The sequence below is a fragment of the Streptomyces sp. NPDC107471 genome (assembly GCF_055582845.1).
Genome location: NZ_JBVJPC010000011.1, coordinates 118,103 through 140,330, shown reverse-complemented (window position 1 = coordinate 140,330; position 22,228 = coordinate 118,103). Strand labels below are relative to the sequence as shown.

The following is a 22,228-nucleotide window of genomic DNA, read 5'->3' as shown; positions in this document are numbered from 1 at the left end:
CGGCCGACGTCGACCGGCCGACGGGGCGCGCGGGGGCGTTTGGGTCAGGCCGCCCGCAGCCAGACGGCCGTGTCCGACGGCAGTTGGCCGTCGCTCAAGGGGCCGCTGGCCAACAGCACTTCGCCGGCCGCCGGCAGATCGACGGGTGCCTCGGACAGGTTGACCACGCAGATCGGCCCCCCGGGACGGGTGAAGGCCAGGACTCCCTCCTCGGCGGGCAGCCACTGCATCGGCCCGTGGCCGAAGCCCGGCTCGGAGCGCCGGATGCGCAGCGCCTCGCGGTAGAGCGTCAGCATCGACCGCGGGTCACCGCTCTGCCGGTCCACCGCGTACGGCGCCCAGTCCTCGGGCTGCGGCAGCCAGGGCGCGGCCCCCGTGCCGAAACCGTAAGCGGGGGCCTGCGCCTCCCACGGCAGCGGTACCCGGCAGCCGTCGCGGCCGGGGTCGACGCCGCCGGAACGGAAGTGCATGGGGTCCTGGATGCGGTCGAGGGGGATGTCGGCCTCGGGCAGCCCCAGCTCCTCGCCCTGGTAGAGGTAGACGGAGCCGGGCAGGGCCAGGGTCAGCAGGGCGGCGGCCCGGGCGCGCCGCGTCCCCAGAGCGAGGTCAGTGGGCGTGCCGAAACGCTTGGCGGCGAAGTCGAACCCGGTGTCGTCACGGCCGTAGCGGGTGACGGTGCGGGTGACGTCGTGGTTGCACAGCACCCAGGTCGCGGGCGCGCCGACCGGGGCATGCTCGGCGAGGGTGTCGTCGATGGCGCGCCGCAGCCGGCCCGGCTCCCAGGGGCAGGCGAGGAAATTGAAGTTGAACGCGGTGTGCAGCTCGTCGGGGCGCAGATAGCGTGCGAAACGCTCGGCGTCGGGCAGCCACACCTCGCCGACGAAGACGCCGCCGTACTCGTCGGCGACGGCACGCCAGGACCGGTAGATGTCGTGGAGCTCGTCCTGGTCGATGTACGGGTGGGGGTCCACGCCCTCCACGAAGTCGGCGAGCGCGGGATCCTTGGCGAGCAGCGCGGCGGAGTCGATGCGCACGCCGGCGACACCGCGCTCGAACCAGAAGCGCAGCACGTCCTCGTGCTCCTGGCGGACCTCGGGGTGGGCCCAGTTGAGGTCGGGCTGCTCGGGGGTGAACAGGTGCAAGTACCACTCGCCGTCCGGGACGCGCGTCCAGGTGCGGCCCGAGAACTGGGAGGGCCAGTTGTTCGGGGGCAGTTCCCCGTTCTCGCCGCGTCCGGGGCGGAAGTGGAAGCGCTCCCGCTCCGGGCTGCCGGGCCCGGCGGCCAGGGCGGCCTGGAACCAGGCGTGCTGGTCCGACACATGGTTGGGGACGATGTCGACGATGACGCGGATACCGGCCGCGGCGGCCTCGGCGATCAGCTTCTCGGCCTCGGCGAGGGTGCCGAAGGCCGGGTCGATGGTGCGGTAGTCGGCGACGTCGTAACCGCCGTCGACGAGGGGTGAGGCATACCACGGGGTGAACCAGACGGCGTCGACGCCGAGTTCGGCGAGGTAGGGCAGTCTCGCCCGTACGCCCGCGAGGTCACCGGTGCCGTCGCCGTCGCCGTCGGCGAAGCTGCGGGGGTACACCTGGTAGATGACGGCGTCGCGCCACCAGAGGTCGGTGCCGGGCGCGTGAGGGGCTGCCACAGAGTGGTCCTTTCGGGCAGGAAGAGGTGCCTCGCCGCCGCCCCGGTCGCTGCGGGGCGGATGGTGTGGGGCGGCGGCGAGGTTCTTGGGGGAGGGGCGGAGCCGGGTGCGCGGTGGTGGCCGTCAGCCCTTGAGACCGCCGGCGGTCAGGCCGCTCATGATGTTGCGCTGGAAGACCAGGAAGATCAGCAGGGTCGGTATCGAGGCGATGGTCAGCGCCGCGATCAGCACGTTGACGGGGACACTGTTGGACAGGGAGTAGATACCGACGTTGAGGGTCTGCTTGGCGGGGTCCGGCAGGGTGAGCATCGGCCACAGGAAGTCCTTCCAGACTCCGACCACCGCGAAGATCGACACCACGCCCAGGATGGGACGGGAGATCGGCAGCACGATGGACCACAGGGTGCGCAGCGGGCCGGCGCCGTCCATGGAGGCGGCGTCGAGCAGTTCCTGCGGTACGGAGTCGAAGAAGCGCTTCAGCAGGAAGATGTTGAAGGCGTTGGTGACGGACGGCAGCCAGATCACCCAGGGCGAGTTCAGCAGGTTGCGCTCCACGAGCGGCACGTCGAGCACCGTCAGGTACTGGGGGACGACGAGCACGGTGGCGGGGATCATCAGCGTGGCGAGCATCATGCCCAGGATCGCCTTGCCCAGGACGGGGCGCAGCTTGGACAGTGAGTAGGCGGCCGCCACGTCCAGGACGAGCTGGAAGGCGAGCGCGCCGAACGCGTAGTACAGGGTGTTGAACAGCAGGGACGACAGGTCCATGACGTCCCAGGCCCGGCTGTAGCTGTCCGGTGTGAAGCTCTTCGGCACCAGGGTGGGCGGGGTCTGGATGACCTCCTGGGTGTCCTTGAACCCGCTGGAGACGAGCCAGTAGAGCGGTCCGAGGAAGGCCAGGGTGAAGGCGGCGACGACCACGGCGAAGACCGTCCAGTACAGGGCCTTGCCCTTCGGCCTGGCGAGGGTGGCCGGCGAGATGAGTGTGCGTGTCGACATGTGGACTCCCTGGCCTACTTGTCCTCGGCGCGGCTGAGCTTCACGTACAGCGCCGAGAACCCGGCGAGCAGGACGAGGAGCAGCAGGCCGAGCGCCGCCGCGGCACCGTAATTGTTGAAGTTGAAGGCGTACTGGTAGATCAGGTAGACGACGGTGGTGGTGGAGCCCTCGGGGCCGGCGCCGCCGGTCAGCAGGAAGGGTTCGACGAAGACCTGCATCGTCGCGATGATCTGCATGAGCAGCATCAGCGAGAGGATGAGCCGGGTCTGCGGGATGGTGATGTGCCAGATCTTGCGGAGCAGGCCGGCGCCGTCCAGTTCCGCCGCCTCGTACAGTTCGCCCGGCACGCCCTGGAGCGCGGCGAGGTAGATCAGGGTGGCGCCGCCCATGTTCATCCAGGTCGCTGCGATGACGACGGAGAGCATGGACAGGTCGGGATCCTGGAGCCACTGCTGCGCGGGCACGCCGAAGAATCCGAACACCTCGTTGAGCAGGCCGTATCCGGGGTCGTAGAGGTATTTGAAGAGCAGGACCGAGGCGACGGGCGGCAGCATGACGGGCAGGTAGACGAGCAGCCTGAGGTAGCCCTGGCCGTGCCGGAACTCGTTGATGACCACCGCGGCGACGAACGGCACCGCGAAGCCGAAGACCAGCGCGAGGACGGTGAACAGCAGCGTGTTGCGCCAGGCCTGCCAGAACGCCGGGTCGTTGAAGACGGTTTCGAGGTTGTCGAGGCCGACCCAGGTCGTCTGTCCGCTCTCGGTCTTCTGGAAGGCGAGGAGGAACTCCCGGATCATCGGGTACCAGGAGAACACCAGGAAACACAGCACGGCTCCGATGAGGAAGCCGTGGGCCGTCAGGTTGCGCCTGAGGCTGTTGGCGAAGGAGCCGCCGCGGGTCGATGGGCCCGCCGCGCGCGGCTCGGGAGGGCGGGAGGGTCCCGCCTTGCTCGGGGTCAGGCTCGGGGCCGACATCGTCGCTCCTCGGTGCTGGGCTGCTGGGTCTGCTGCCGGGCGGGGCCGCCTTCCGGCCGCCCCGCCCGTGCCGGTCACTGGGTGGCCAGGACCTGGTTGACCTGTGACTCAGCGGTGGCGAGCAACTTGTCGACGTCGGCGTTCTTGTTGGTGAGGATGCCGGACATGACGTTGTCGAGGACCTTGTAGATCTCCTGCGCCTTCGGCGGCTCGGCCTTGCCCGGCACCGGGTTGTCCATGAACGCCTTGAAGTTGGTGACCGGCATGGTGGCGTTCGCCTGGCGGGCGGCGTCGTCCTTGGTCTTGGACTCGTTCAGCCAGAAGTTGGGCTGCGGCACACCGACCGGGAGCTCGTCGGCCTTGGTCCGCTCCCAGTTGAACTGGCCCTTGCCGACGGTGAGGTTCTTGAAGTTGAGCCAGGCGATCGCGGCCTTGATCTTGTCGCCGGAGATGCCCTGCTTGATCATGTAGTTGTTGCCGCCGGCGAGGGTGCTCTGTCCACCGGGGATCGGGCCCATGCCGAAGTTCTCGTACTTGGCGCCGAGTTGCTGGACCATGTACGCGATGTCGTCCGGGGCGGCGAGGTACATGCCGAGCTTGTCGGTGGCGATCTGCTTCTGGAGGTCGCCCCACTTCAGCAACTGGGTCTTGCCCATGCTGTCGTCCTCCCAGCGCATGGCGTGGAGGTTCTCGGCGACCTGCTTGCCGAGGGTGTCGTTGAAGGCGGCCTTCTTGCCGCTCGCGTCGACGATGTTCCCGCCCCGGCTGTAGAGCTGGGCGGTGAAGTGCCAGCCGCCGGTGTTGCCCGCGCTGTACTCACCGAATCCGGCGACGCCGTTGCCCAGGCCGGCGATCTTCTTGGCGGCGGAACGGACCTCGTCCCAGGTGCGCGGCGGGCTGTCGGGGTCGAGGCCTGCCTGCTTGAACAGCTTGCGGTTGATGAGCAGGCCCATCGTGTAGTTGCTGGTGGGCAGACCGTAGAGCTTGCCGTCCTTCTTGAGCTGGCCGAGCACGTTGGGGTCGATGTCTTTCAGCGCCGGCACCGACTTGTCGCTGACGTAGGCGCTGATGTCGGCGGCGCCGTTCTCGGAGAGCACCTGGTCCAGGTCGGTGAAGTACGTGTAGAAGACGTCCGGTTGCGACTTGGCCTTCAGCATGGCCGTGAACCGGGCGGGCTCCAGACACTGACCGGGAGTGGAACGCCCCTCGATGGTGACGTTGGGGTACGTCTTGTTGAACTCGGCGACGTCCTCCTTCCACTCCTTCAGCTCGGCCGCCTTCGCCGTGGGAGGCATGCAGTCGATGGTGATGGTCACCTTCGTCTTGGGGTCCAGCGGGGCGGACGGGTCGCTCGCTCCGCTCCCCTTGGAGCCGTCGCCGTCGTCACTGCTGCTGCTGGTGCCGCAGGCGGCCAGGGCGGTCAGGGTGAGCGCGGAGACAAGGGCGACCGCGCTGGCGCGACGCGTACGACGGAACCGGGCAACTCTCATGGGTGGGTCCCCTTCGGGCATGACGTGGAGGAGGCCCCACCGACTGTGCTCGGGTGCGTTGTGGGGCGGGCCACACTCAACCACCACTGACAAGGTAGCGCAAGATTGCGCGTCAATTTTGTAATTGCTCGACATTGGAGCGTCGACTAGCCGTCAGAGATGCAAGGCGGGGGTGCGGCGGGGGTGCCTGGAACCTGTACCGCGAGGGGGCGGGCCGGGGAGTTCGAGGGCGTCGGTGCACCGCTGGTAGCGGTGGCAAAGCGGAAGCGGGGCGGCCGGGTGACGCCTCGTCTCCCGCATTGCGTTGCCTGCGACGGCTGTCCCCTGCGGTCTGTCGCCGATGCGTCAGGAGCAGGACCGGTCGCTTTGCCCGGCTGCCGCAGGAGGGCCGGTCCACGTCCGCAAATTCCGTGACAGTCGCCGCAAGTGCTTGATGGAGATGCGGATGCCCTTGAAGGCCGGGTCGGTCTCACCCACTCCGCTCGGGTCGGGGGCGCCGACGTTCCCCTGAAGCGGTACGGCAACCCCTGGGTCATCCGTCGAGGCGATGACTTCGCCGCCATGCCGTGCGTGGCAGGCCGGTTGGCGATACGGCGGCGCACAGAGGGCGGCCTCGGCGGTGGGGAATGCCTGACGGGGTGGGCTGGTTGTGGGAGGCCTGGGAGTGAAGGGGACAGTGTCCCCGGGCCTCACCTATTGCCTGCGGGGACGATCGTTCGGCTGAAGCCCCGCAGAGCCTTTCGCCGCGTAGGCGACCGCCCTTCACTCCCACAAGTACGGCTGCGGCCCTGACCGGGGTTCTTCGGGACCCGGCCAGGGCCACATCTGTCTGTCCAGGGCGTCGGCATCTGGTGCGGCCGGCGTTCACTCCGAGCCGGCGCCGCTGGACCTGGTGCCGCTGGTCCTAGTGCCGGATCGGAGCCGCCTTGTCGCGCCTCAGCCGTTGGCCTGCGCCGCAGCCAGGCGTTGCCCCAGCCACTCCACGGCGACTCCCCAGGCGTGACCGTCGGGGTCGATCACCTCGAAGTGACCGGCACCGGGTGAGGGGACGAAGGTGACCTCCGCGCCCTTGGCGGTCGCCGCCTCGGCGTAGTTACGGCTGTGGGAGGCGGGAATGACTTCGTCCTCGGTTCCGTGGACCACGAGCACCGGCACGTCCCCGTTCTCCATCAGGGCCGGAGAAGTCGCGGCGTATCGGTCGGGGACTTCGGAGACATGCCCGCCCAGCAGCAGGGGTGTGATGCCTTCGCCCACTCGGGCTGCGACGCCGGGCCACACGTCAGGGCGGGCGGGTGCCGGGGCACCGGCCGGTGGTTCGGCGTCCGGGTCCGCGAGCACGGTGCCGAGCTGCTCGTCGTCCGCTGCCACCAAGTCCAGTACGCCGGCGAGGCTGACGACACCGAGCGGCCTGACCTTGGGGTGGGCGCCGGGGGCGTCGTCCGGCAGGCTGGAGCGATGAGCCGTCCACGTGGCCAGGTGGCCTCCGGCGGAGTGGCCGACCACCAGGACCCGACGGGAGTCGACGGCTGGATCGAGCCCGACCACCGCGTCGACGGCGGCGGCGACGTCCTCGAAGGTTCCGGGCCAGCCACCGCCGGGCTCGCCGATGCTCCGGTGGTCGACGTTCCACACCGCGAAACCCCGTGCAACCAGGTCCTGTGCGAGGGGGACCGCCTGCCTACGGTCGAACATGGCCGTCCACCAGCCGCCGTGGATGAGGACGACGACCGGGAACGGGCCGTCTCCCGCCGGTAGGTAGAGCTCACCCGTCTGCGAAGGCTCGGAGCCGTAGGCAATGGTCCGCACTGTGCGGCGGCCGTCCTCGGCGTCGTCGTAGCGGACGCCGCTGCGGGCGCTCACCAACTTCTCGATGGTGCCGAAGAAGGCGGCGATTTCCGGAAGGTTGCCGCCTTTGGCGCTGGAGTCGTCGTACGCCCGCGCGTCCGTCCACTCGACGATGTCCAGCCACGTGTTGTCGTCGACGCGCACGAGCCGCGCCCCGAGGAAACCGCGGCGGTCCGTGCGGAAGGCCGCGAGCATGTCACTACGCGCCGCGAGCATCTCGGACGTCTTGTCCGGCGCGACGACGAACGTGGTCAACTCAATGACGGACACGGAGAGCTCCTGGTCGGTAGGTCGCTGATCACCTCGGAGGAAGGTGGCCGCGAATGTTGGTTGCGTGTGCGGTTCTTCTGGAGGGGCAGGGGCCGCCCGCCGAGCGGGCGGGCCGCTATTTGGTGTAAGCGGACGAGATCTGGCCGACCAAGGTGGCGAAGGGCATGTCCAGCGCACCGTAGAGTTCCCCGGCCTCCGGGGCAGCGTTGTTCGCGAGGATCTCCACCATCAGCGTGGCGTAGTCGCTGACGATGACACCGGACTGCTGGAGCCGGACGAGGCCGGCCTCCCGCTTGGCGTCGGAGAAGGTGCCGGAGGCGTCGAGCGCGACGTAGGCGTCGTAGCCCTCGGCGGTGGCGGCGATCGCGGGCAGGGATGCGCAGACCTCCAGCGAGATGCCCGTGAAGATCAGCTTCTTGCGCCCGGTGGCCTTGATCCGGTCCCGCACACGACTGTCGTGCCACGCGTTGACCGAGCTGCGGTCGATGACCTCCAGGTCGCGCGGGAGCGCCTCGGCCAGTTCGGGAACGAGCGGGCCCCACATGCTGTCCGCCGCCGTGGTGGTGACCACGGTCGGCAGACCCAGAACGCGCGCGGCCCTGGCGAGAGCCGCCACGTTGTGCTTCAGCTCCAGCAAGCTCGTGTCCCGCACTCCGCTGTAGAGCGCGACCTGGTGGTCGACGAAGACCAGCGCCGCGTTCTCGGAGGTCAGGAACTCGTGGAACTTGTTCTCGGTGGTCATGCCGCCGGTACTTCCTCTCGGAACCTGAACACGTTGATTAGACATGTTCAGTGACAGTCAAGATTGGTGACTACTTGACGCTAGCGCGGTCGTGCGCCGCCCGCAACCACCCCTCACGCTGGACCAGTTCGGTTGCCGCAGCGGCCTTCTTGCGCATCGGGCGTGATGGCCATAGAGTCAGTAGTAAAGAATCGTGACTATCAGTCCTAGTGACTGATGGCTGGGTCGAACGGCCCACTGCGCGCCCTCGCCCGGCCGTGACACGAGCGCGCGCGTGGACCGAGACATCGCGGTCCGGCCGAACGCTGGGCGGAAAGGAAGAGAGCGGATGCCTCAGCCCACGGCAGCCGTGGTGGACCGCAGGGGTGCACAGTTCGTGCTCCGCCCGATCGAAGTCCAGGAACCACGACGCGATGAGATCCTGGTGCGGGTGCAGGCCGCCGGTATGTGCCACGCCGATCTGGCCGCTCGGAACGGCGACTTCCCGTTCCCGCTCGCCGGGGTCCTCGGTCATGAGGGGGCCGGCGTGGTCGAGCGCACAGCGGCGGCCGTGGGCGCCGGAGGCGCCGTTACCGGCGCACATGACTGGGGTCCTACGCACCTGGAGGCATATCGCCGCCGGAGCCCGACTACAGGCCGGTTGATGTTGCACGTGTAATTTGTCGGACGCACCCCCGACGGTCGATGCGGATGCCAGGTGACTAACACGAGCACCCGCGGCACGCTGCGAACGACGACAAACCCAGCCAAAACATCGAAAGGAGCATCCGTAAATGCGACCGGGTATGGCTCGCGTTTCCCCTCGATGTCATGCCGCTAGAATCTCAAGACTTGGCAACCGGGTCGATGGCCAGTCACGGCGAAGGAGAAAACAGAGTGAGTCGGACGGAGCGGAACATCGCCGAGCCAGACCTCGGAGTGCTGGCCGGACGGTTGCTGTTCGCTGTCCAGGCCGAGCTCTTTTCCCGCCTTCAAAGCTTTGGCTTCGACGACCTCAAGCCGCGGCACGGAGCCGTTCTGGCTTACATCCAGGAATCCGGCATCCGGGCGACGGAGTTGGCCCGCAGGTCAGGGCAGCACAAGCAGGTCATCGGCACCCTGATTGACGAGCTCACCGACCTTGGTTACGTCGAAAGGCGGAGCGACCCCGCCGACCGGCGCGCCAAGCTCGTGTACCCGACGCAGCGAGGCCGGGCTCAAATGGCGGCAGCGGACACGATCATGGCGCAGATGCAGGATCGTCACGCAGCTCGTCTCGGGGCGGACGTGTACGCGGAATTCAAACGCGTCTTCCTTGACGTGGTCGAAAACCAACGCCACCCCGACATTTCCTAGAACTTCCAGGGGCCCCGCATGAGACCCGCTCTCGGTACAACATGCGTCCGCCGGCCACAATCGCGCAGAATTCGAAGCTGGTCGTGCGCGGCAACAGCGCACGACGAACCTCCGGACTGGCTGGGCAGTCAGGGGATATGCGATTTTTGGTCGGCTTCAGGCTGCGTCGAATGTCATGACGAAAAAGAATCAGCAGAGGCCGGACGGCCGGATCGAAGTGAGACACAATGAGAAACAGATCTCCCTACCGACTTACCCCTAACCTCTTCGGTATCGGCTTCGGTACAGCGGGCCTCGCCCAGGTCTGGAGCACCGCGACGGACACCATCGCGGCACCGGCCTGGCCGTCATACGCTCTGTGGATCCTGGCAGCAGCGATCTGGCTTGTGACGCTGTTCGCCTATCTGCGCAACACGATCGCGCAGGGGCGACTCCGCACGGAGATGGCCGATCCTACGACCGGTCCGTTCACCGCGCTCATCGCCATTGTTCCCATGCTCTTGGGAGTAGGCCTTGCACCTCACGCACGAACAGCCGGAGAGGCCGTCTTCGCGGTCAGCCTCGTGCTGACCATCGTGCTGGGATCGTGGCTGACCAGCCTTTGGATCCGTGCGGACCTCGAACTGAGGCAGTGGCATCCCGGATACTTCCTGCCCACCGTCGCAGGAGGCCTCATCGCCGCTGCCTGTAGCTCTGCACTGGGATGGACAACCCTGTCGCACCTGATGCTCGGATACGGGATGGTCTGCTGGTTCGTTCTTGGCTCCATTCTCCTGCTCCGCCTCTTCACGCAGCCCATGCTGCCTCCTCCACTGCTACCGACAATCGCGATCGAGGTCGCTCCGCCGGTCGTGGCCGGCAACGCATGGTTCGCCATCAACGGAGGAAAGGCCGATCTCGGGGCGGAGATCCTTGGTGGATACGCGCTCCTGATGGTCCTCGTGCAGGTCTGCCTGGTGAGTACGTACCGCCGTGCGCCTTTCGGGCCCGGATACTGGGCATTCGCCTTCTCTTATGCGGCGGTCTTCACCAACGGTGTGCACTGGCTGGACGCAAAGCGAGTCGCCGGCCAAGAGGCCTTGACCTATCTTGCTCTGGCGATCGCCACGCTGGCGTTCACGGCGCTCGCAACCCGGACCGTACTGGGCCTGGTCAGGCGTACGTTCCTTCCCCGAACCCCAGCCGCGGTCACGATCGCCTCACCGTCCGACGAGGCGGCCTGAGGTACTCCTCCGCCAGAAACGGAGCGAGTGAGCCACCACTGAGGCGGAAACCGCGATGCCGACCAGTGGCCGCTTGCGGCGCGGAATTCTGTCGGCGGCGAGGGCCAGGCGGTACATGACGAACGTTGGCCTTGAACAGCTATCAGGAGCGGCAGCGGCGCTACCGCCATCACCGTAGTCTCGCCAGAGGCGGGCAGTAGCCGAAACCCAGGCTGGCACGGGATGCTGCACACGTGATTGAGCGCGATGCCGCCGTACAGGCTGTCGAGGAGCAACTGGAGCTCGACTATCAGCGCTGGCGGGCTGTTGTCGGCACAGAAGCGGTGCGGATGGCTGTGCTCAGCGTTGAGGAGCACGAGCTGGTGTGGATCGTCGACTGGCAGTCCGAGAAGTTCGTGCGGACCCGGAAGTTCGAGGACATGCTGGTCGGCAATGGGCCGTACCTGGTCGACCGCGTCGACGGGGGACTGCACAGCATCGGCGTCGTCTCCGCGAGCACAGGTAAGTGGGAGACCGACTACCGGGCCCGGATACGCGGGCTGCCGCTTCGCACCGCGGTAGATGACCTGCACGATGCGCTCCGCACAGCCGCTACAGCGCGCGGACGGATGCCTGCTGTGCGGAAACTGCGCAGCAGGCTGCCGCGCTTCTCGCCCGCAGAAGCCATCGAGTATGTGAGCGCCCTGCTGAAGGGTGATGCACCCGCCCGCCTCGTCGCTGTTGCCACCAAGGAACTCGTGGAGCCCTTCGACCCCGTACTCGGGGTGACGACCGTTGTGAGAGGCGGCTCGGCAATCCGAGCCGATCAAAGCCCTACGGGATGACCGGAGAGTCGGCAGGCGTCACTCGCTGCGCCAGGACTCCAGGCGCTGGGCGATCGTGCGCAGGTCGGCTTCCTGGGTGCGGACCGCCTGGGCGAGGTCGTACAGCTCGTCGTCCTTGGCCTGGAGCGGCTGGCCGGAGACGTGCATGTACTGGCTGGCGCAAGCCCAGCCGATGACCAGGTTGTAGTCGGTGAAGGGCCGAAGCAGCAGTGCGGTGTGCAGAAAGGTCGCGGCTCGGGAGGCAGGCTCTTCGTAGTACAGGGCGCCCCGCTCCCGTTCGAACTTGTGCCGGTCGGCCATGAACCCGAGGGCGCCCCAGTCCGCGATGGGCACGTTCAGCGGGGAGATCGCCGACTGGATCTGCAGCACCCAGCCGACGTCGACGCGGATGATCGGGCTCACCGCTGTCCTTCAGGGAAGCGTGCCGCCACGCCGGGCAGGATGCGCGAGGCTTCGGCCACGGCCCCTTCCACGAAGGCGAGCCTGTCGGCCTCCTCCACCGTCACGTCGTGCACGTGCTGCTTCAGACTCCGTCCCGTCAAAGCCGCTCGCTCACGAAGGCGAGCCATCTCTTCTTCGCTGAATTCCACGTTGAGTGCAGGCATGCACTCAAGGTACCTCGCTTGGTACCGGGAGGGGTACCACGCTGCGGAAGAGTGGGTCACCGGGCCTTATGACGTTTGACGGCACACTCCCGAATCGAGGGGGGCGCCGATCTCGGGTGCGGGAAGTGCAGGAAGGGCCAGTACGACCTCTCCAGGTGTTCGGCCCTTCCCTGGCAGGCATCGCATTACCCGGGTGATCCGTTTTCACGTGTGGCCTGCTGCCAGTCCTTGACGGCCGTCGCCAGGTGTTCTTGCAGGAGTTTGGGCATGCGCGTCCCGGTGGCGGCTTGGGTGATGGCCTCGGCGACGGCGTGGAGTTTCGTGTTGGTGTGCTGGGAGACGGTCAGCAGGATGTCCCACGCCTGGTCCGGATGGCAGCCGTAGCCTGCCATCAGCACGCCGCGGGCCATGTCGATCACGGGACGGCTCTTCATCGCGCGTTTGAGGTGATCACGCTCTTTCAGCAGTTCCGCGGCGGGGTCGAACAACTGGCGGTACTCGTCGCCTCGGTCTGCTGCCTGCCCGCGGGGGAGGCGATGTCGTGGGGGAGGTCGCATGGCCTACGCCTGTCCTTCACTCCAGTCGGCACACGGTGTACCCAGCATGTATCCGTTGGCCGTGGCACGCAGCACGGGTGCCGCATCGTGACGCCCTTGGTGACAAGGAAGCGGATGCAGGGAGACGAAGCGAGGGCACAGGGGTCGTGAGCTCGGGTAGCCCACTTCATCCAGGCGAAGCGCGGCTTACTGCCGGGCTCTCTTGGGCGCAATGCTTCCTGGACGGTCGGTTGGGACAGCCGGAGCACGCCGGGCGGGAGCTCGCTTTCTCCCACATCGACGCAGTGAAGACGCCACAGCGCACCCACTGACGGAGGGGCAGGGCGCCGGGGAATGCCACCGCCGTTACAGGTACGCGAGGGCGGGTACCGATGATGCGGTCGGCGCGGCAGGTGCTGGCTGTGGTGGAGGAGGTCCGGCATGGATGCCTCGGTGGATCGCATCGCGCAGCCGTGGGGCGGTCGTACTCCATATGGGCGGGACGAGGTGTGGCCCGCGCGAGTGGACACGCACCTCGAGGAGGGTGTCGCGCCGGGTGACGTCCAGCGGTGGGTGCAGACGGCGTCGATTCTGCATTCCGACGGTGACGCGATGGACATCGCGGTCGTGGACGGCCGGATGGTCGGCGTCCGGGGACGCGCGCAGGACCGGGTGAACCATGGGCGCCTCGGTCCGAAGGACCTGTTCGGCTGGCAGGCCAACGCCTCTCCCGACCGGCTGACCCGGCCGCTCGTCCGAGTGGAGGGACGCCTGGTCGAGACCGACTGGGCGACGGCGATGGACCGGATCGTGTCCCGTTCCCGGACTCTTCTGCAGGAGAAGGGCCCCGGTTCGATCGGCTTCTACACCAGCGGCCAGTTGTTCCTCGAGGAGTACTACACGCTGGCCGTGCTGGCCCGTGCCGGCATCGGCACGAATCACCTGGACGGCAACACCAGGCTGTGTACCTCCACCGCCGCCGAGGCCCTCAAGGAGTCCTTCGGTTGCGACGGCCAGCCCGGAAGCTACGACGACGTCGATCACGCGGATGTCATCGCGTTGTACGGCCATAACCTGGCCGAGACGCAACCGGTGCAGTGGATGCGCATCCTGGACCGGCTCGACGGCGCTGATCCACCCCGCCTTGTCTGTGTGGATCCTCGGCCGACTCAGGTGGCGCGCAGGGCCGCGGTGCACCTCGCTCCCCGTGGCGGCACGAACGTGGCGCTGCTCAACGCGCTGTTGCACGAGATCATCCGCACCGGCCGAGTCGATCACGCCTACATCGACGCGCACACCGTGGGCTTCGCGGAGCTGGAGGCCCGGATCGCGGAGTGCACGCCCGAGTGGGCCGCCGGCATCTGTGATGTTCCGGCCGCGCGCATCGGCGAAGCGGCGGAGATCATCGGTTCGGCGGAACGGCTGCTGTCGACGGTTCTGCAGGGTGTCTACCAGTCCCACCAGGCCACTGCGGCCGCGGTGCAGATCAACAACATCCACCTCATCCGCGGCATGCTCGGCCGACCAGGGGCGGGCGTGCTCCAGATGAACGGCCAGCCCACGGCCCAGAACACCCGGGAGTGCGGTGCCAACGGCGACCTGCCGGGCTTCAGGAACTGGGAGAACGACGAACATGTGGCGGACCTTGCGAAGGTCTGGAACGTCGAACCCGAGCAGATCCCGCATTACGGGCCCCCTACCCACGCGATGCAGATGTTCCGCTACGCCGAACAAGGCTCGATCCGCATGCTGTGGATCAGCGGCACCAACCCTGCCGTCTCCTTGCCCGAGCTGTCCCGGATCCGCTCGATCCTCTCCCAGGAACGGCTGTTCGTCGTCGTGCAGGACTTGTTCCTGACCGAGACCGCCCAGACGGCCGACGTCGTACTGCCCGCCGCGACCTGGGGGGAGAAGACCGGCACATTCACGAACGCCGACCGCACCGTGCACTTGTCCGACAAGGCCGTCGACCCCCCGGGCGAGGCCAAGCCGGACCTGGACATCTTCCTCGACTACGCCCGGCGGATGGACTTCCGTGACAAGGACGGCGGCCCCCTGGTCCACTGGCGTGACGCGGAGTCGGCGTTCGAGGCGTGGAAACGGTGCAGCGCCGGCCGGCCGTGCGACTACACGGGCCTCTCCTACGACAAACTGCGCGGTCCCACCGGTATCCAGTGGCCGTGCACCGAGGACGCACCCGACGGTACCGACCGTCTCTACACCGACGGCATCGTCTGGGCGCATCCGGACAAGTGTGAGACGTACGGCAAGGACCTGGTCACTGGTGCCTCGGACAGTGTCGTGGAGTACCGCTCCCTGAATCCGGACGGCAAGGCGATGATCAAGGCTGCCGCCTATGTGCCGCCCCATGAGGCGCCCAGTGCGGAATACCCGTACCAGCTCACCACCGGGCGGACGATCTACCACTTCCACACGCGGACCAAGACCGGCCGTGCCCCGCAACTCAACGCGGCCGCGCCCGACGTATGGGTGGAGGTTTCCGCGGCCGACGCGGAGGAGCGGGGGCTGACCGAGGGCGATCTGGTGGAGGTCTCGACGCCGCGCGGCGCGTTGCGGGGGCGGGTCCGGGTCACCGACATCCGGCGGGGACTGCTGTTCGTGCCGTTCCACTACGGCTACTGGGACACCCGGGCCGGTCACGGCCCCGACGAGGAGACGCCCGGGCGTGCCGCGAACGAGACGACCATCAGCGACTGGGATCCGGTGTCGAAGCAGCCGTTGTTCAAGGTTGCCGCGGCCGCTCTCACCCTCGTCGAACGCGGTGACGGCCGGACTGCCCCCGCTCCGACCACCACCGCCTCCGCGCCGTCCCGAAGCGGCGGCGTTCCCGCAACGGCGGGCGGGGCTGCGGCGAGTGTGACGCAGTCCGACGCCACCCCATGGCATGGACGCGAGGAGGGAAGCCGGTGAGCGGCATCACCTTGACCCTGCGGGTGCTGCACCACGGCGAGAAACATCTCGCCCGGCATCTGGTGACGGTCGCCGAACGTCATGCCACCGAGCACGAGATCCACCACGTAGCCACCGACCTGGCCCTGTGGTCCCGCGAACACGTCCAGATGCTGGCCGACACCGGCCAGCACTACGGAGTGAAGCTCGGTGAGCGGTCCGGCCCGTCCGACTGCGGTGTCCTGGGGGCACTGAGAGAGAAGGCGGCGGAAGCCATGAGCCACCGGCCCGAGCCCGGGCTGCTTCTGCTGCGCGACCTGCGGGAGCTGCATCTGGCGGCGACCGAGAACTCGCTGCACTGGGAGATGCTCGCCCAGGCGGCACAGGCCGGCAAAGACGACCGCCTCCTGGCACTCGCTACGTCATGCCACCCGCAGACGCTGCGGCAGATGCGCTGGACCAACACGATGATCAAGACCCTGTCTCCGCAGATCCTGACCAGTCTCTGAGGACCCCGGTCTCCGCTTCGCCGCTCAGCGCCCGTCGCTGACCTGGGGTGAGGCGGGACGTACGTCGTCGCCGGCAGTACCCGGTGTTGTCGTGATGGGCATGGCGCCCGGGTTCGGCGCCACCTGGGGCCCCTGCTGGTGGCAACATCGAAGTGCGCTGCACGCTGGCGAGGCATCGAGGATGGCGAAGAGCGGGAGGAACGCCATGCTGGCTCTTCGGGCGGCACAGGTTTTTGACGGCCGCAGCCTGGTGCGGGATGCGGGGCTTGTGCTCGTGGAGGGTGGCCGGATCATCGGCGTCGAGTCGGCTGGGTTCGACATCCCGGCAGACTGCGAGGTAGTTGAGCGACCCGACGGGACCCTGTTGCCGGGCCTGATTGACGCCCACGTCCACCTGGTTGGCGATTCAGGGCCTGGGGCGCTGGAACGGTTGGGCGGTTTCTCTCCGGAAGAGCTGTCGCGCACGATCGAGCAATCGCTGCGGGTCCAGTTGTCGACCGGTGTGACCACCGTCGTGACCTGGGTGACAAGGCGTGGTCTGTCGTCGACTGGCGTGCTCAAGCCCGTGAAGGGCTGCCTACGGTCCTGGCCTCCGGACCGCCGATCACGAGCAGGGGAGGGCACTGTTCGAACATGGGCGGCGCGGCATCCGGGCTGGGCGAGCTCCGGGCCTCGGTCCGTGAGCGGGCGGAGCGGGGTGTCGACGTCGTGAAGGTAATGGCGAGTGGGGGCATGATGACCCCCGGATCAGATGTGGACCGGGGGCAGTTCACCGCTGAGGAACTCGCGGCCGTAGTCGCCGAGGCACACGCGGTGGGGCTCCCGGTCACGGCCCACGCGCACGCCCTGGTCTCGATCCGTGACGCGATCGCGGCCGGCGTCGACGGGATCGAACACTGCACTTTTCTGACCGCCGACAGTGTGCACGTGCCAGAGGACGCGATCTCGGCGTTGGCCGCGCAGCACATCGTCGTGTGCCCCACCCTCGGCCGAGCCCCGGGGGCGGTACCACCGCCGCATCTGCTCGACCGTCTGCGCAAGGCAGGCATGGACCTTCAGACCCGCGCCGAACAGGTCGTCCGCGCACACCGTGCGGGGGTCACGGTCATCTCCGGGACGGACGGAGGCATCAACCCCGGCAAGCCCCACGGCATCCTGCCGCTGGCCGTCGCCGATCTGGTGGCCGGTGGCATGTCAACGGCGGACGCGCTCGCGACCGCGACGTCGGTCACGGCCGAGGCTTGCGGGCTGGGTGACCGCAAGGGCCGCATCCGCACCGGCTACGACGCCGACCTCATCATCGTCGACCGGGACCCACTGTCCGACATCAGCGCCCTGCTGCGCCCCAACACCATCGTCCTCGCCGGAAAGGTACTCCCGCCTCCGGCCCGGCAGTGATGCCAAAGCCCTGCGGCAGACGCGCTCTGCCGTCCTTCGCTGTCCAACGATGAGCGTCGCGCGGATCGTTGATCGTCCAGCGCCGGTGCACGTTGGCAACGGGCTTCAGGGGCCCACAGGGCGTCCGCCCCCGGCTCAAGGTCGCGGACTGAATTCCGCTTCGACATCTCACGTCTTTATTCAAGCCTTGACTTAACACTGCGGACATTGCTTGGATCGCTTCGCAACGGTGCAGCTTGAGTGGGGAGTTGTGGACTGTGAGACGTACTTTCACCACCATGGCGGCCATCACGGCCACGACACTGTCCGTGTTGATCGGCACAGGTCCTGCCGCCCACGCGGACCGGGACGCCTCTGCCCCGGCCGGCCGCGGCAACGCCGTGACCGGGACCTTCTCGGCGGGGGCGACGCACGCCTGGCAGACGCTGCCGGCCGTTCGAACGGGGGCGCCCTCCGCACCCGTCGACGCCACCGTCGTAGCCGACACACACGCCCTGCGACAGCAGTACGAGGGCATCGGCTTTTCCCTCGACGAGACCAGCGTGTCCAATCTGTGGAAGCTCACGCCCGCCAAGCGCCGTGAGGCCATACGGCTGCTCGTCGACCCGGTGCACGGCGCGGGCCTCGACCGGTTCCGACTGACGATCGGCAGCCCCGACCTCATCGAGCACCTGCCGTTCTGGTCGGAGGACGACCTGCCGGCAGGTGTGCGGGACGACTTCGGCCTGAAGCACTTCTCGATCCAGCGCGACGTCGACCTGCACATCATCGACACGATCAAGCTCATCCAGCACTACAACCCGCGCGCCACGTTCTTCGCCTCGGCGTGGAGCGCGCCCGCGTGGATGAAGACGAACAACCGATTCGTCGGCGAAGTCGCGCTCAAGCCGGGCAGCACCACCGACTACTACCAGGTCGGCAAGTTGCGCGACGACTGCATCGACGTCTTCGCCCGCTACTACGTCAAGTACGTCCAGGCGTACGCCCGCCACGGGATCCGTGTCGACGCGCTGACGCTGCTCAACGAGCCCGGCATGGACGTCGTATACCCGGCCATGGACATCAGCATCGCCCAGCAGCAGAAGCTCGCCCTGGCGATCAAGCGGGAGGTCGCCTCCGCCCGGCTCAAGACCAAGTTGTACGTGCACGACTTCAACTTCTGGGACTGGCGCGACCCCAACAGCACGACGACCAAGAACTACCACCGCATCTTCGACGACGCGCCGGACGGCTCGGTGAAGGGCGAGCAGGTGCGCAAGGCGGCCGACGCCATCGCCTTCCATCCTTACTGGGGCGACCCCACCGTCATGCGCGATGCCTACGAGCAGACCGGCAAGCCGGTCGAGATGACGGAGACGAGCGACCTGTCACCGTCGACCATCCTCGACTACTTCCGCCTCGACGCCGGTTCCTACATCCTGTGGGCCCAGACCACCGACCAGGACGGCGGCACACTTCACTGGACACCCGCCCGCGACAACAACGTCGACTGGGACGAGGTGGCGGCTACCACCAAGTGGCCCAACCGGCTGGTGAAGGTGAACACCAACACCAAGGACTTCACCGTCCGCGACGAGCTGTACGCCATGGGGCAGTTCGCGAAGTACCTCTCGCCCGGTGACGTACGCCTGGAGTCCAGCGCCGCACAGAACGGCGTGAGCAACGTCGTCTACCGCTCCGGCAAGAGCGGCTACGTCGCCGTCCTCGGCAACAGCTCCACGGCCGACCGCACGGTCCGAGTGAAGGTGGGCGGACGGCAGTTCGTGACGACTGTCCCCGCGGGCTCCTTCGCCACCTACCGCTGGAAGACCCCCTCCGGATCCACTCACTGACGCTGATCCGGTACCTGCCGGGCGCTGACGATGCGTCATGCGGTGGGCTGGTCTCCCACGTGCCGATGGGACGTGGGGGACCAGGATGGCCTTGACGGCGTGAATGCGGCGGGTGTCGCAGCGGAGTTGCCTCAAGGGCTAAGTGCTCAGTGCTCGGTGCTCGGGGCTCGTGCAACGCCGGTGAGGGTGGGCCGACACCATCGGCACTGGCTGGAAACCCTCATTGACGAACTCCACGGAGCTTGTGCCAGACGTTGACCTTTCCGTGGGCAGGCTTATGCCAGCTCACTACCCTCGTCGGGTACTCGCCGGCGTATGGGATCTTTGAGCTCGCCGGTTCTGCTGTTGTTGTTCGTCGTGAGCGCGGCCGTCATCTGGTACGCGGGCATCAAACTGTCCGACACGACCGATGTACTCGCCGAGCGTCTTCACCTGGGCAGTGCGCTGGGCGGCCTGATCCTCCTCGCCGTGGCGACCAACCTGCCCGAGATCGCCATCACCGTCTCGGCAGCCCTGGCAGGCCAGTTGGACGTCGCAGTCGGCAACATTCTCGGCGGCATCGCCATTCAGACCATCGTCCTGGCCGTCCTGGACGCCGCTGGAGTCCGTCCGCGCGTCCCACTGACCCGCGTCGCCGCCAGCCTCCAACTGGTCCTGGAAGGCGCCCTCGTGGTGGTGATCCTGGCCGTGGTCGTCATGGGCACCCAGCTCTCGCCCGACCTGCACGCCGGCCGGCTGGCTCCGGCGTCCGTGGCGATCGCCGTCCTGTGGGTGGTCGGACTCGTGCTGCTGAATCGGGCCAGTCGCGGGCTGCCGTGGCGGGAGGGCGGCGACGCCCCGGACAGCCAGCCCGAACCGCGCGGCCACTCCCGGGGAAAGAAGGAGAAGGCCGCCACCGACAAGAGTGTGCATACCGGCCGCGCCGGGCTGATCTTCGCCGCGGCGGCCCTCGCTACGCTCGTCGCCGGTGTGGTCATCGAACGAAGCGGCGAGGAGTTCTTCGCCCGCCAAGGGCTGAGCGGTGTGCTGTTCGGCGCGACCGTCCTGGCCGCGGCCACCTCCCTGCCCGAGGTCTCCACGGGCCTGACCTCCACGAAGCTCGGCGACCACCAACTCGCCATCAGCGACATCTTCGGCGGCAACGCCTTCCTTCCCGTGCTCTTCCTGCTGGCCACGGTCATCTCCGGCAAGCCCGTGCTGCCCGCCGCGCACGACACCGACATCTACCTCACGGCGCTGGGCATCATCCTCACCGTGATCTACATGGCAGGCCTCGTCTTCCGGCCGCAACGACAGTACGCGCGAATGGGCATCGACAGCGTCACGGCTGTCGTCGTCTACCTGGTGGGAATCGCCGGCCTGGCCTCCATCGCCACCTGATCCAGCACACCGTCCTCGCCCGGCGTCGTACTGCCCCCTGCCGTTGCCCGGTGGCCTGGTCGCGATGTGGGGGAGACTTCAGGCAACGGACATGGCCAAGAAGAAGATGGGGAGGGCGTACAGAACACATCAGTGAGTCCTTGACGAGCTGTCGTCCATGGGTACTGGACGCGCTTCGTGCTGCCGGATGGGCAGGTGGACGCAAGATCGCCGTTGGAGATTGGGTACGGCAACTGACAGCCGCCGGGTTCGAGCTCAATGACGCGGCGGTCGGGGTCTGGGCCGAGTTCGGCGAGCTGACGATCAAGAGCCGTCCCGCTCGCATTCCTGCCTCGTCACTGCACATAGACCCCGTGGACGCCTGCGTCGACACCGCCGCGGAAGCATCCAAGCTGAGGCACCACTACACGGAGAATTACAGTCCTCTGGGTACCTGGTCGGCCCAGTTCCGGTCATACGTCGCCGCCAGCGGGCGTGTCGTCGCTGTCAGCCCGAACATCCTCTGGCCCCTGGGATCGACCTTCGCTGAGGCGTTGGCCTACGTGGTGGACGGCGATGCCGGCAGCAGCCGTGCGGAACAAGCAGACTGGCTGGCCAACTGCCTCCCCGGCGCTTGAGGCGATCCTGCGGTGGCTGGTGTGGCTGCTCCGTGTGCATTGCAGCGCCGCTGGTGGCTCTCGTCTCCGACGCCGCTGCCGTGGTCGCCGTAACCGTCGTGGCCGCAAGCGGTCGGTTGCAGCCACCACCCCAGAGATCCTGCTGCTGTGCTGGTGGACCGCGCCGACGACATCGGCTTTGACCAGACGGCGGCGGCGTGCCAACGCGCCGTATGCGTGCAGGTGGTACTCCGTTAGTGCGACAGTGGTGGTATGTGTGGTCGATACGTATCCGCTCGCAGTCCCCAGGAGTTGGCCCCGCTCTTCCAAGTGCCAGACGTCCCGCCGAAAGAGACGCTCGCGCCGAACTGGAACGTCGCCCCGACCGACGAGGTGTGGGCCGTTCTCGAGCGCACACCCCGCGACGGGGACGAGGACACGTCTGTGGAGCGGGAGCTGCGGCCGTTGCGCTGGGGTCTGGTGCCGTCGTGGGCGAAGGATGTGAAGATCGGCGCCCGGATGATCAACGCGCGCGTGGAGACGGTGCACGAGAAACCCGCCTACCGCCGCGCCTTCACACGACGCCGCTGCCTGCTGCCCGCCGACGGCTTCTACGAGTGGGAGCAGATCAAGAACCCTGACACCGGCAAGAGCCGCAAACAGCCGTACTTCATCCACCCCGAGGACGACCAGGTGATGGCCCTGGCGGGACTGTACGAATACTGGCGCGACCCTGCCGTCAAGGAGGACGACGATCCCGCCGCCTGGCTCATGACCTGCACCATCATCACCACCGAAGCCACGGACGCCGCCGGCCGCGTCCACCCGCGCATGCCGCTCGCTCTCACCCCGGACCACTACGACGCCTGGCTCGACCCCGCCCACCAGGACCCCGACGAACTGCGGTCCCTGCTCGGCCAGCCGGCCGAGGGCCACCTGCACGCCCGCCTGGTCTCCACCGCCGTCAACAACGTCCGCAACAACGGCCCGCACCTCCTCGAGGAACAAGCCGCCTAGAACGCGCGGGCCGCGGGTCGCCGGCAGCCGACTTCGCCAGGAACGCGCACGTCGAGTTCGTATAGGTCTCAGTGGATGCAGGCTGGCTCCGCCG

Annotated in this window: 20 protein-coding genes; 11 read left to right on the top strand and 9 right to left on the bottom strand. The window is 67.7% G+C overall.

What is annotated here, in order from left to right; all coding sequences use genetic code 11:
* Positions 1–44: 44 nt before the first annotated feature.
* From ACZ66S_RS32470 to ACZ66S_RS32445, 6 genes are all read right to left on the bottom strand, one after another.
* Positions 45–1,649 carry a glycoside hydrolase family 13 protein gene (locus ACZ66S_RS32470; protein ID WP_469905132.1) on the bottom strand — a complete coding sequence of 535 codons (1,605 nt, stop codon included), beginning with the start codon at positions 1,647–1,649 and terminating at the stop codon, positions 45–47.
* Positions 1,650–1,772: 123 nt separating this feature from the next.
* Positions 1,773–2,648 carry a carbohydrate ABC transporter permease gene (locus tag ACZ66S_RS32465; protein WP_469905131.1) on the bottom strand — a complete coding sequence of 292 codons (876 nt, stop codon included), beginning with the start codon at positions 2,646–2,648 and terminating at the stop codon, positions 1,773–1,775.
* Positions 2,649–2,662: 14 nt separating this feature from the next.
* Complete coding sequence (locus ACZ66S_RS32460) at positions 2,663–3,622, bottom strand: carbohydrate ABC transporter permease (RefSeq protein WP_469905130.1); 960 nt, start codon at positions 3,620–3,622, stop codon at positions 2,663–2,665.
* 74 nt (positions 3,623–3,696) lie between these two features.
* Positions 3,697–5,112: an extracellular solute-binding protein gene (locus ACZ66S_RS32455; RefSeq protein ID WP_469905129.1), complete on the bottom strand. Its 1,416-nt coding sequence runs from the start codon at positions 5,110–5,112 to the stop codon at positions 3,697–3,699.
* Positions 5,113–6,048: 936 nt separating this feature from the next.
* Positions 6,049–7,227, bottom strand: a complete 1,179-nt coding sequence (locus tag ACZ66S_RS32450; RefSeq protein WP_469905128.1) for an alpha/beta hydrolase family protein — start codon at positions 7,225–7,227, stop codon at positions 6,049–6,051.
* 115 nt (positions 7,228–7,342) lie between these two features.
* Positions 7,343–7,969: an isochorismatase family protein gene (locus tag ACZ66S_RS32445; protein WP_469905127.1), complete on the bottom strand. Its 627-nt coding sequence runs from the start codon at positions 7,967–7,969 to the stop codon at positions 7,343–7,345.
* Positions 7,970–8,297: 328 nt separating this feature from the next.
* On the opposite strand from ACZ66S_RS32445, the gene ACZ66S_RS32440 reads away from it, so the two are divergent.
* The 4 genes from ACZ66S_RS32440 (at position 8,298) to ACZ66S_RS32425 (ending at position 11,351) form a co-directional block, all read left to right on the top strand.
* A complete protein-coding gene (locus ACZ66S_RS32440; protein ID WP_469905126.1) occupies positions 8,298–8,627 on the top strand; it encodes an alcohol dehydrogenase catalytic domain-containing protein in 330 nt (109 codons plus the stop codon).
* Between the two features lie 218 nt (positions 8,628–8,845).
* A complete protein-coding gene (locus ACZ66S_RS32435) occupies positions 8,846–9,304 on the top strand; it encodes a MarR family winged helix-turn-helix transcriptional regulator (protein WP_469905125.1) in 459 nt (152 codons plus the stop codon).
* 227 nt (positions 9,305–9,531) lie between these two features.
* On the top strand, positions 9,532–10,527 hold the full coding sequence (locus tag ACZ66S_RS32430; RefSeq protein ID WP_469905124.1) for an SLAC1 family transporter: 996 nt from the start codon (positions 9,532–9,534) through the stop codon (positions 10,525–10,527).
* A 233-nt stretch (positions 10,528–10,760) separates the two neighbouring features.
* Positions 10,761–11,351, top strand: a complete 591-nt coding sequence (locus ACZ66S_RS32425) for a YrhB domain-containing protein (RefSeq protein ID WP_469905123.1) — start codon at positions 10,761–10,763, stop codon at positions 11,349–11,351.
* Between the two features lie 18 nt (positions 11,352–11,369).
* On the opposite strand, the gene ACZ66S_RS32420 is transcribed toward ACZ66S_RS32425, so the two are convergent.
* From ACZ66S_RS32420 to ACZ66S_RS32410, 3 genes are all read right to left on the bottom strand, one after another.
* Positions 11,370–11,753, bottom strand: coding sequence for a hypothetical protein (locus tag ACZ66S_RS32420; RefSeq protein WP_469905122.1), 384 nt, complete (start codon positions 11,751–11,753; stop codon positions 11,370–11,372).
* Positions 11,750–11,956 carry a hypothetical protein gene (locus ACZ66S_RS32415; protein WP_469905121.1) on the bottom strand — a complete coding sequence of 69 codons (207 nt, stop codon included), beginning with the start codon at positions 11,954–11,956 and terminating at the stop codon, positions 11,750–11,752. The genes ACZ66S_RS32420 and ACZ66S_RS32415 overlap by 4 nt, the downstream gene beginning before the upstream one ends.
* Positions 11,957–12,141: 185 nt before the next feature.
* Complete coding sequence (locus ACZ66S_RS32410; RefSeq protein ID WP_469905120.1) at positions 12,142–12,444, bottom strand: ANTAR domain-containing protein; 303 nt, start codon at positions 12,442–12,444, stop codon at positions 12,142–12,144.
* Positions 12,445–12,933: 489 nt separating this feature from the next.
* Between ACZ66S_RS32410 and ACZ66S_RS32405 the strand changes: the two genes are divergently transcribed.
* The 7 genes from ACZ66S_RS32405 (at position 12,934) to ACZ66S_RS32375 (ending at position 22,134) form a co-directional block, all read left to right on the top strand.
* The gene (locus tag ACZ66S_RS32405; protein ID WP_469905119.1) at positions 12,934–15,423 is read left to right on the top strand and encodes a molybdopterin oxidoreductase family protein; all 2,490 of its coding nucleotides are present in this window, start codon (positions 12,934–12,936) and stop codon (positions 15,421–15,423) included.
* Positions 15,420–15,911 carry a hypothetical protein gene (locus ACZ66S_RS32400; RefSeq protein ID WP_469905118.1) on the top strand — a complete coding sequence of 164 codons (492 nt, stop codon included), beginning with the start codon at positions 15,420–15,422 and terminating at the stop codon, positions 15,909–15,911. Before ACZ66S_RS32405 ends, ACZ66S_RS32400 begins: the two co-directional genes overlap by 4 nt.
* A gap of 633 nt (positions 15,912–16,544) precedes the next feature.
* Entirely contained in the window at positions 16,545–17,309 is a 765-nt protein-coding gene (locus ACZ66S_RS32395; RefSeq protein WP_469905117.1) for an amidohydrolase family protein, read from the top strand.
* Positions 17,310–17,587: 278 nt separating this feature from the next.
* Complete coding sequence (locus ACZ66S_RS32390; RefSeq protein ID WP_469905116.1) at positions 17,588–19,141, top strand: glycoside hydrolase family 30 protein; 1,554 nt, start codon at positions 17,588–17,590, stop codon at positions 19,139–19,141.
* Positions 19,142–19,456: 315 nt separating this feature from the next.
* Entirely contained in the window at positions 19,457–20,521 is a 1,065-nt protein-coding gene (locus ACZ66S_RS32385) for a sodium:calcium antiporter (RefSeq protein WP_469905115.1), read from the top strand.
* Positions 20,522–20,661: 140 nt separating this feature from the next.
* On the top strand, positions 20,662–21,138 hold the full coding sequence (locus ACZ66S_RS32380; protein WP_469905114.1) for an SUKH-3 domain-containing protein: 477 nt from the start codon (positions 20,662–20,664) through the stop codon (positions 21,136–21,138).
* A gap of 252 nt (positions 21,139–21,390) precedes the next feature.
* Entirely contained in the window at positions 21,391–22,134 is a 744-nt protein-coding gene (locus ACZ66S_RS32375) for an SOS response-associated peptidase (protein WP_469905113.1), read from the top strand.
* Positions 22,135–22,228 lie beyond the last annotated feature (94 nt).

Coding starts and splice junctions, on each gene's coding strand:
- ACZ66S_RS32465 (WP_469905131.1), bottom strand. CDS start 2,648: ATGTCGACACGCACACTCATCTCGCCGGCCACCCTCGCCAGGCCGAAG.
- ACZ66S_RS32460 (WP_469905130.1), bottom strand. CDS start 3,622: ATGTCGGCCCCGAGCCTGACCCCGAGCAAGGCGGGACCCTCCCGCCCT.
- ACZ66S_RS32455 (WP_469905129.1), bottom strand. CDS start 5,112: ATGAGAGTTGCCCGGTTCCGTCGTACGCGTCGCGCCAGCGCGGTCGCC.
- ACZ66S_RS32445 (WP_469905127.1), bottom strand. CDS start 7,969: ATGACCACCGAGAACAAGTTCCACGAGTTCCTGACCTCCGAGAACGCG.
- ACZ66S_RS32440 (WP_469905126.1), top strand. CDS start 8,298: ATGCCTCAGCCCACGGCAGCCGTGGTGGACCGCAGGGGTGCACAGTTC.
- ACZ66S_RS32430 (WP_469905124.1), top strand. CDS start 9,532: ATGAGAAACAGATCTCCCTACCGACTTACCCCTAACCTCTTCGGTATC.
- ACZ66S_RS32415 (WP_469905121.1), bottom strand. CDS start 11,956: ATGCCTGCACTCAACGTGGAATTCAGCGAAGAAGAGATGGCTCGCCTT.
- ACZ66S_RS32405 (WP_469905119.1), top strand. CDS start 12,934: ATGGATGCCTCGGTGGATCGCATCGCGCAGCCGTGGGGCGGTCGTACT.
- ACZ66S_RS32395 (WP_469905117.1), top strand. CDS start 16,545: ATGGGCGGCGCGGCATCCGGGCTGGGCGAGCTCCGGGCCTCGGTCCGT.
- ACZ66S_RS32390 (WP_469905116.1), top strand. CDS start 17,588: ATGGCGGCCATCACGGCCACGACACTGTCCGTGTTGATCGGCACAGGT.
- ACZ66S_RS32385 (WP_469905115.1), top strand. CDS start 19,457: ATGGGATCTTTGAGCTCGCCGGTTCTGCTGTTGTTGTTCGTCGTGAGC.
- ACZ66S_RS32375 (WP_469905113.1), top strand. CDS start 21,391: ATGTGTGGTCGATACGTATCCGCTCGCAGTCCCCAGGAGTTGGCCCCG.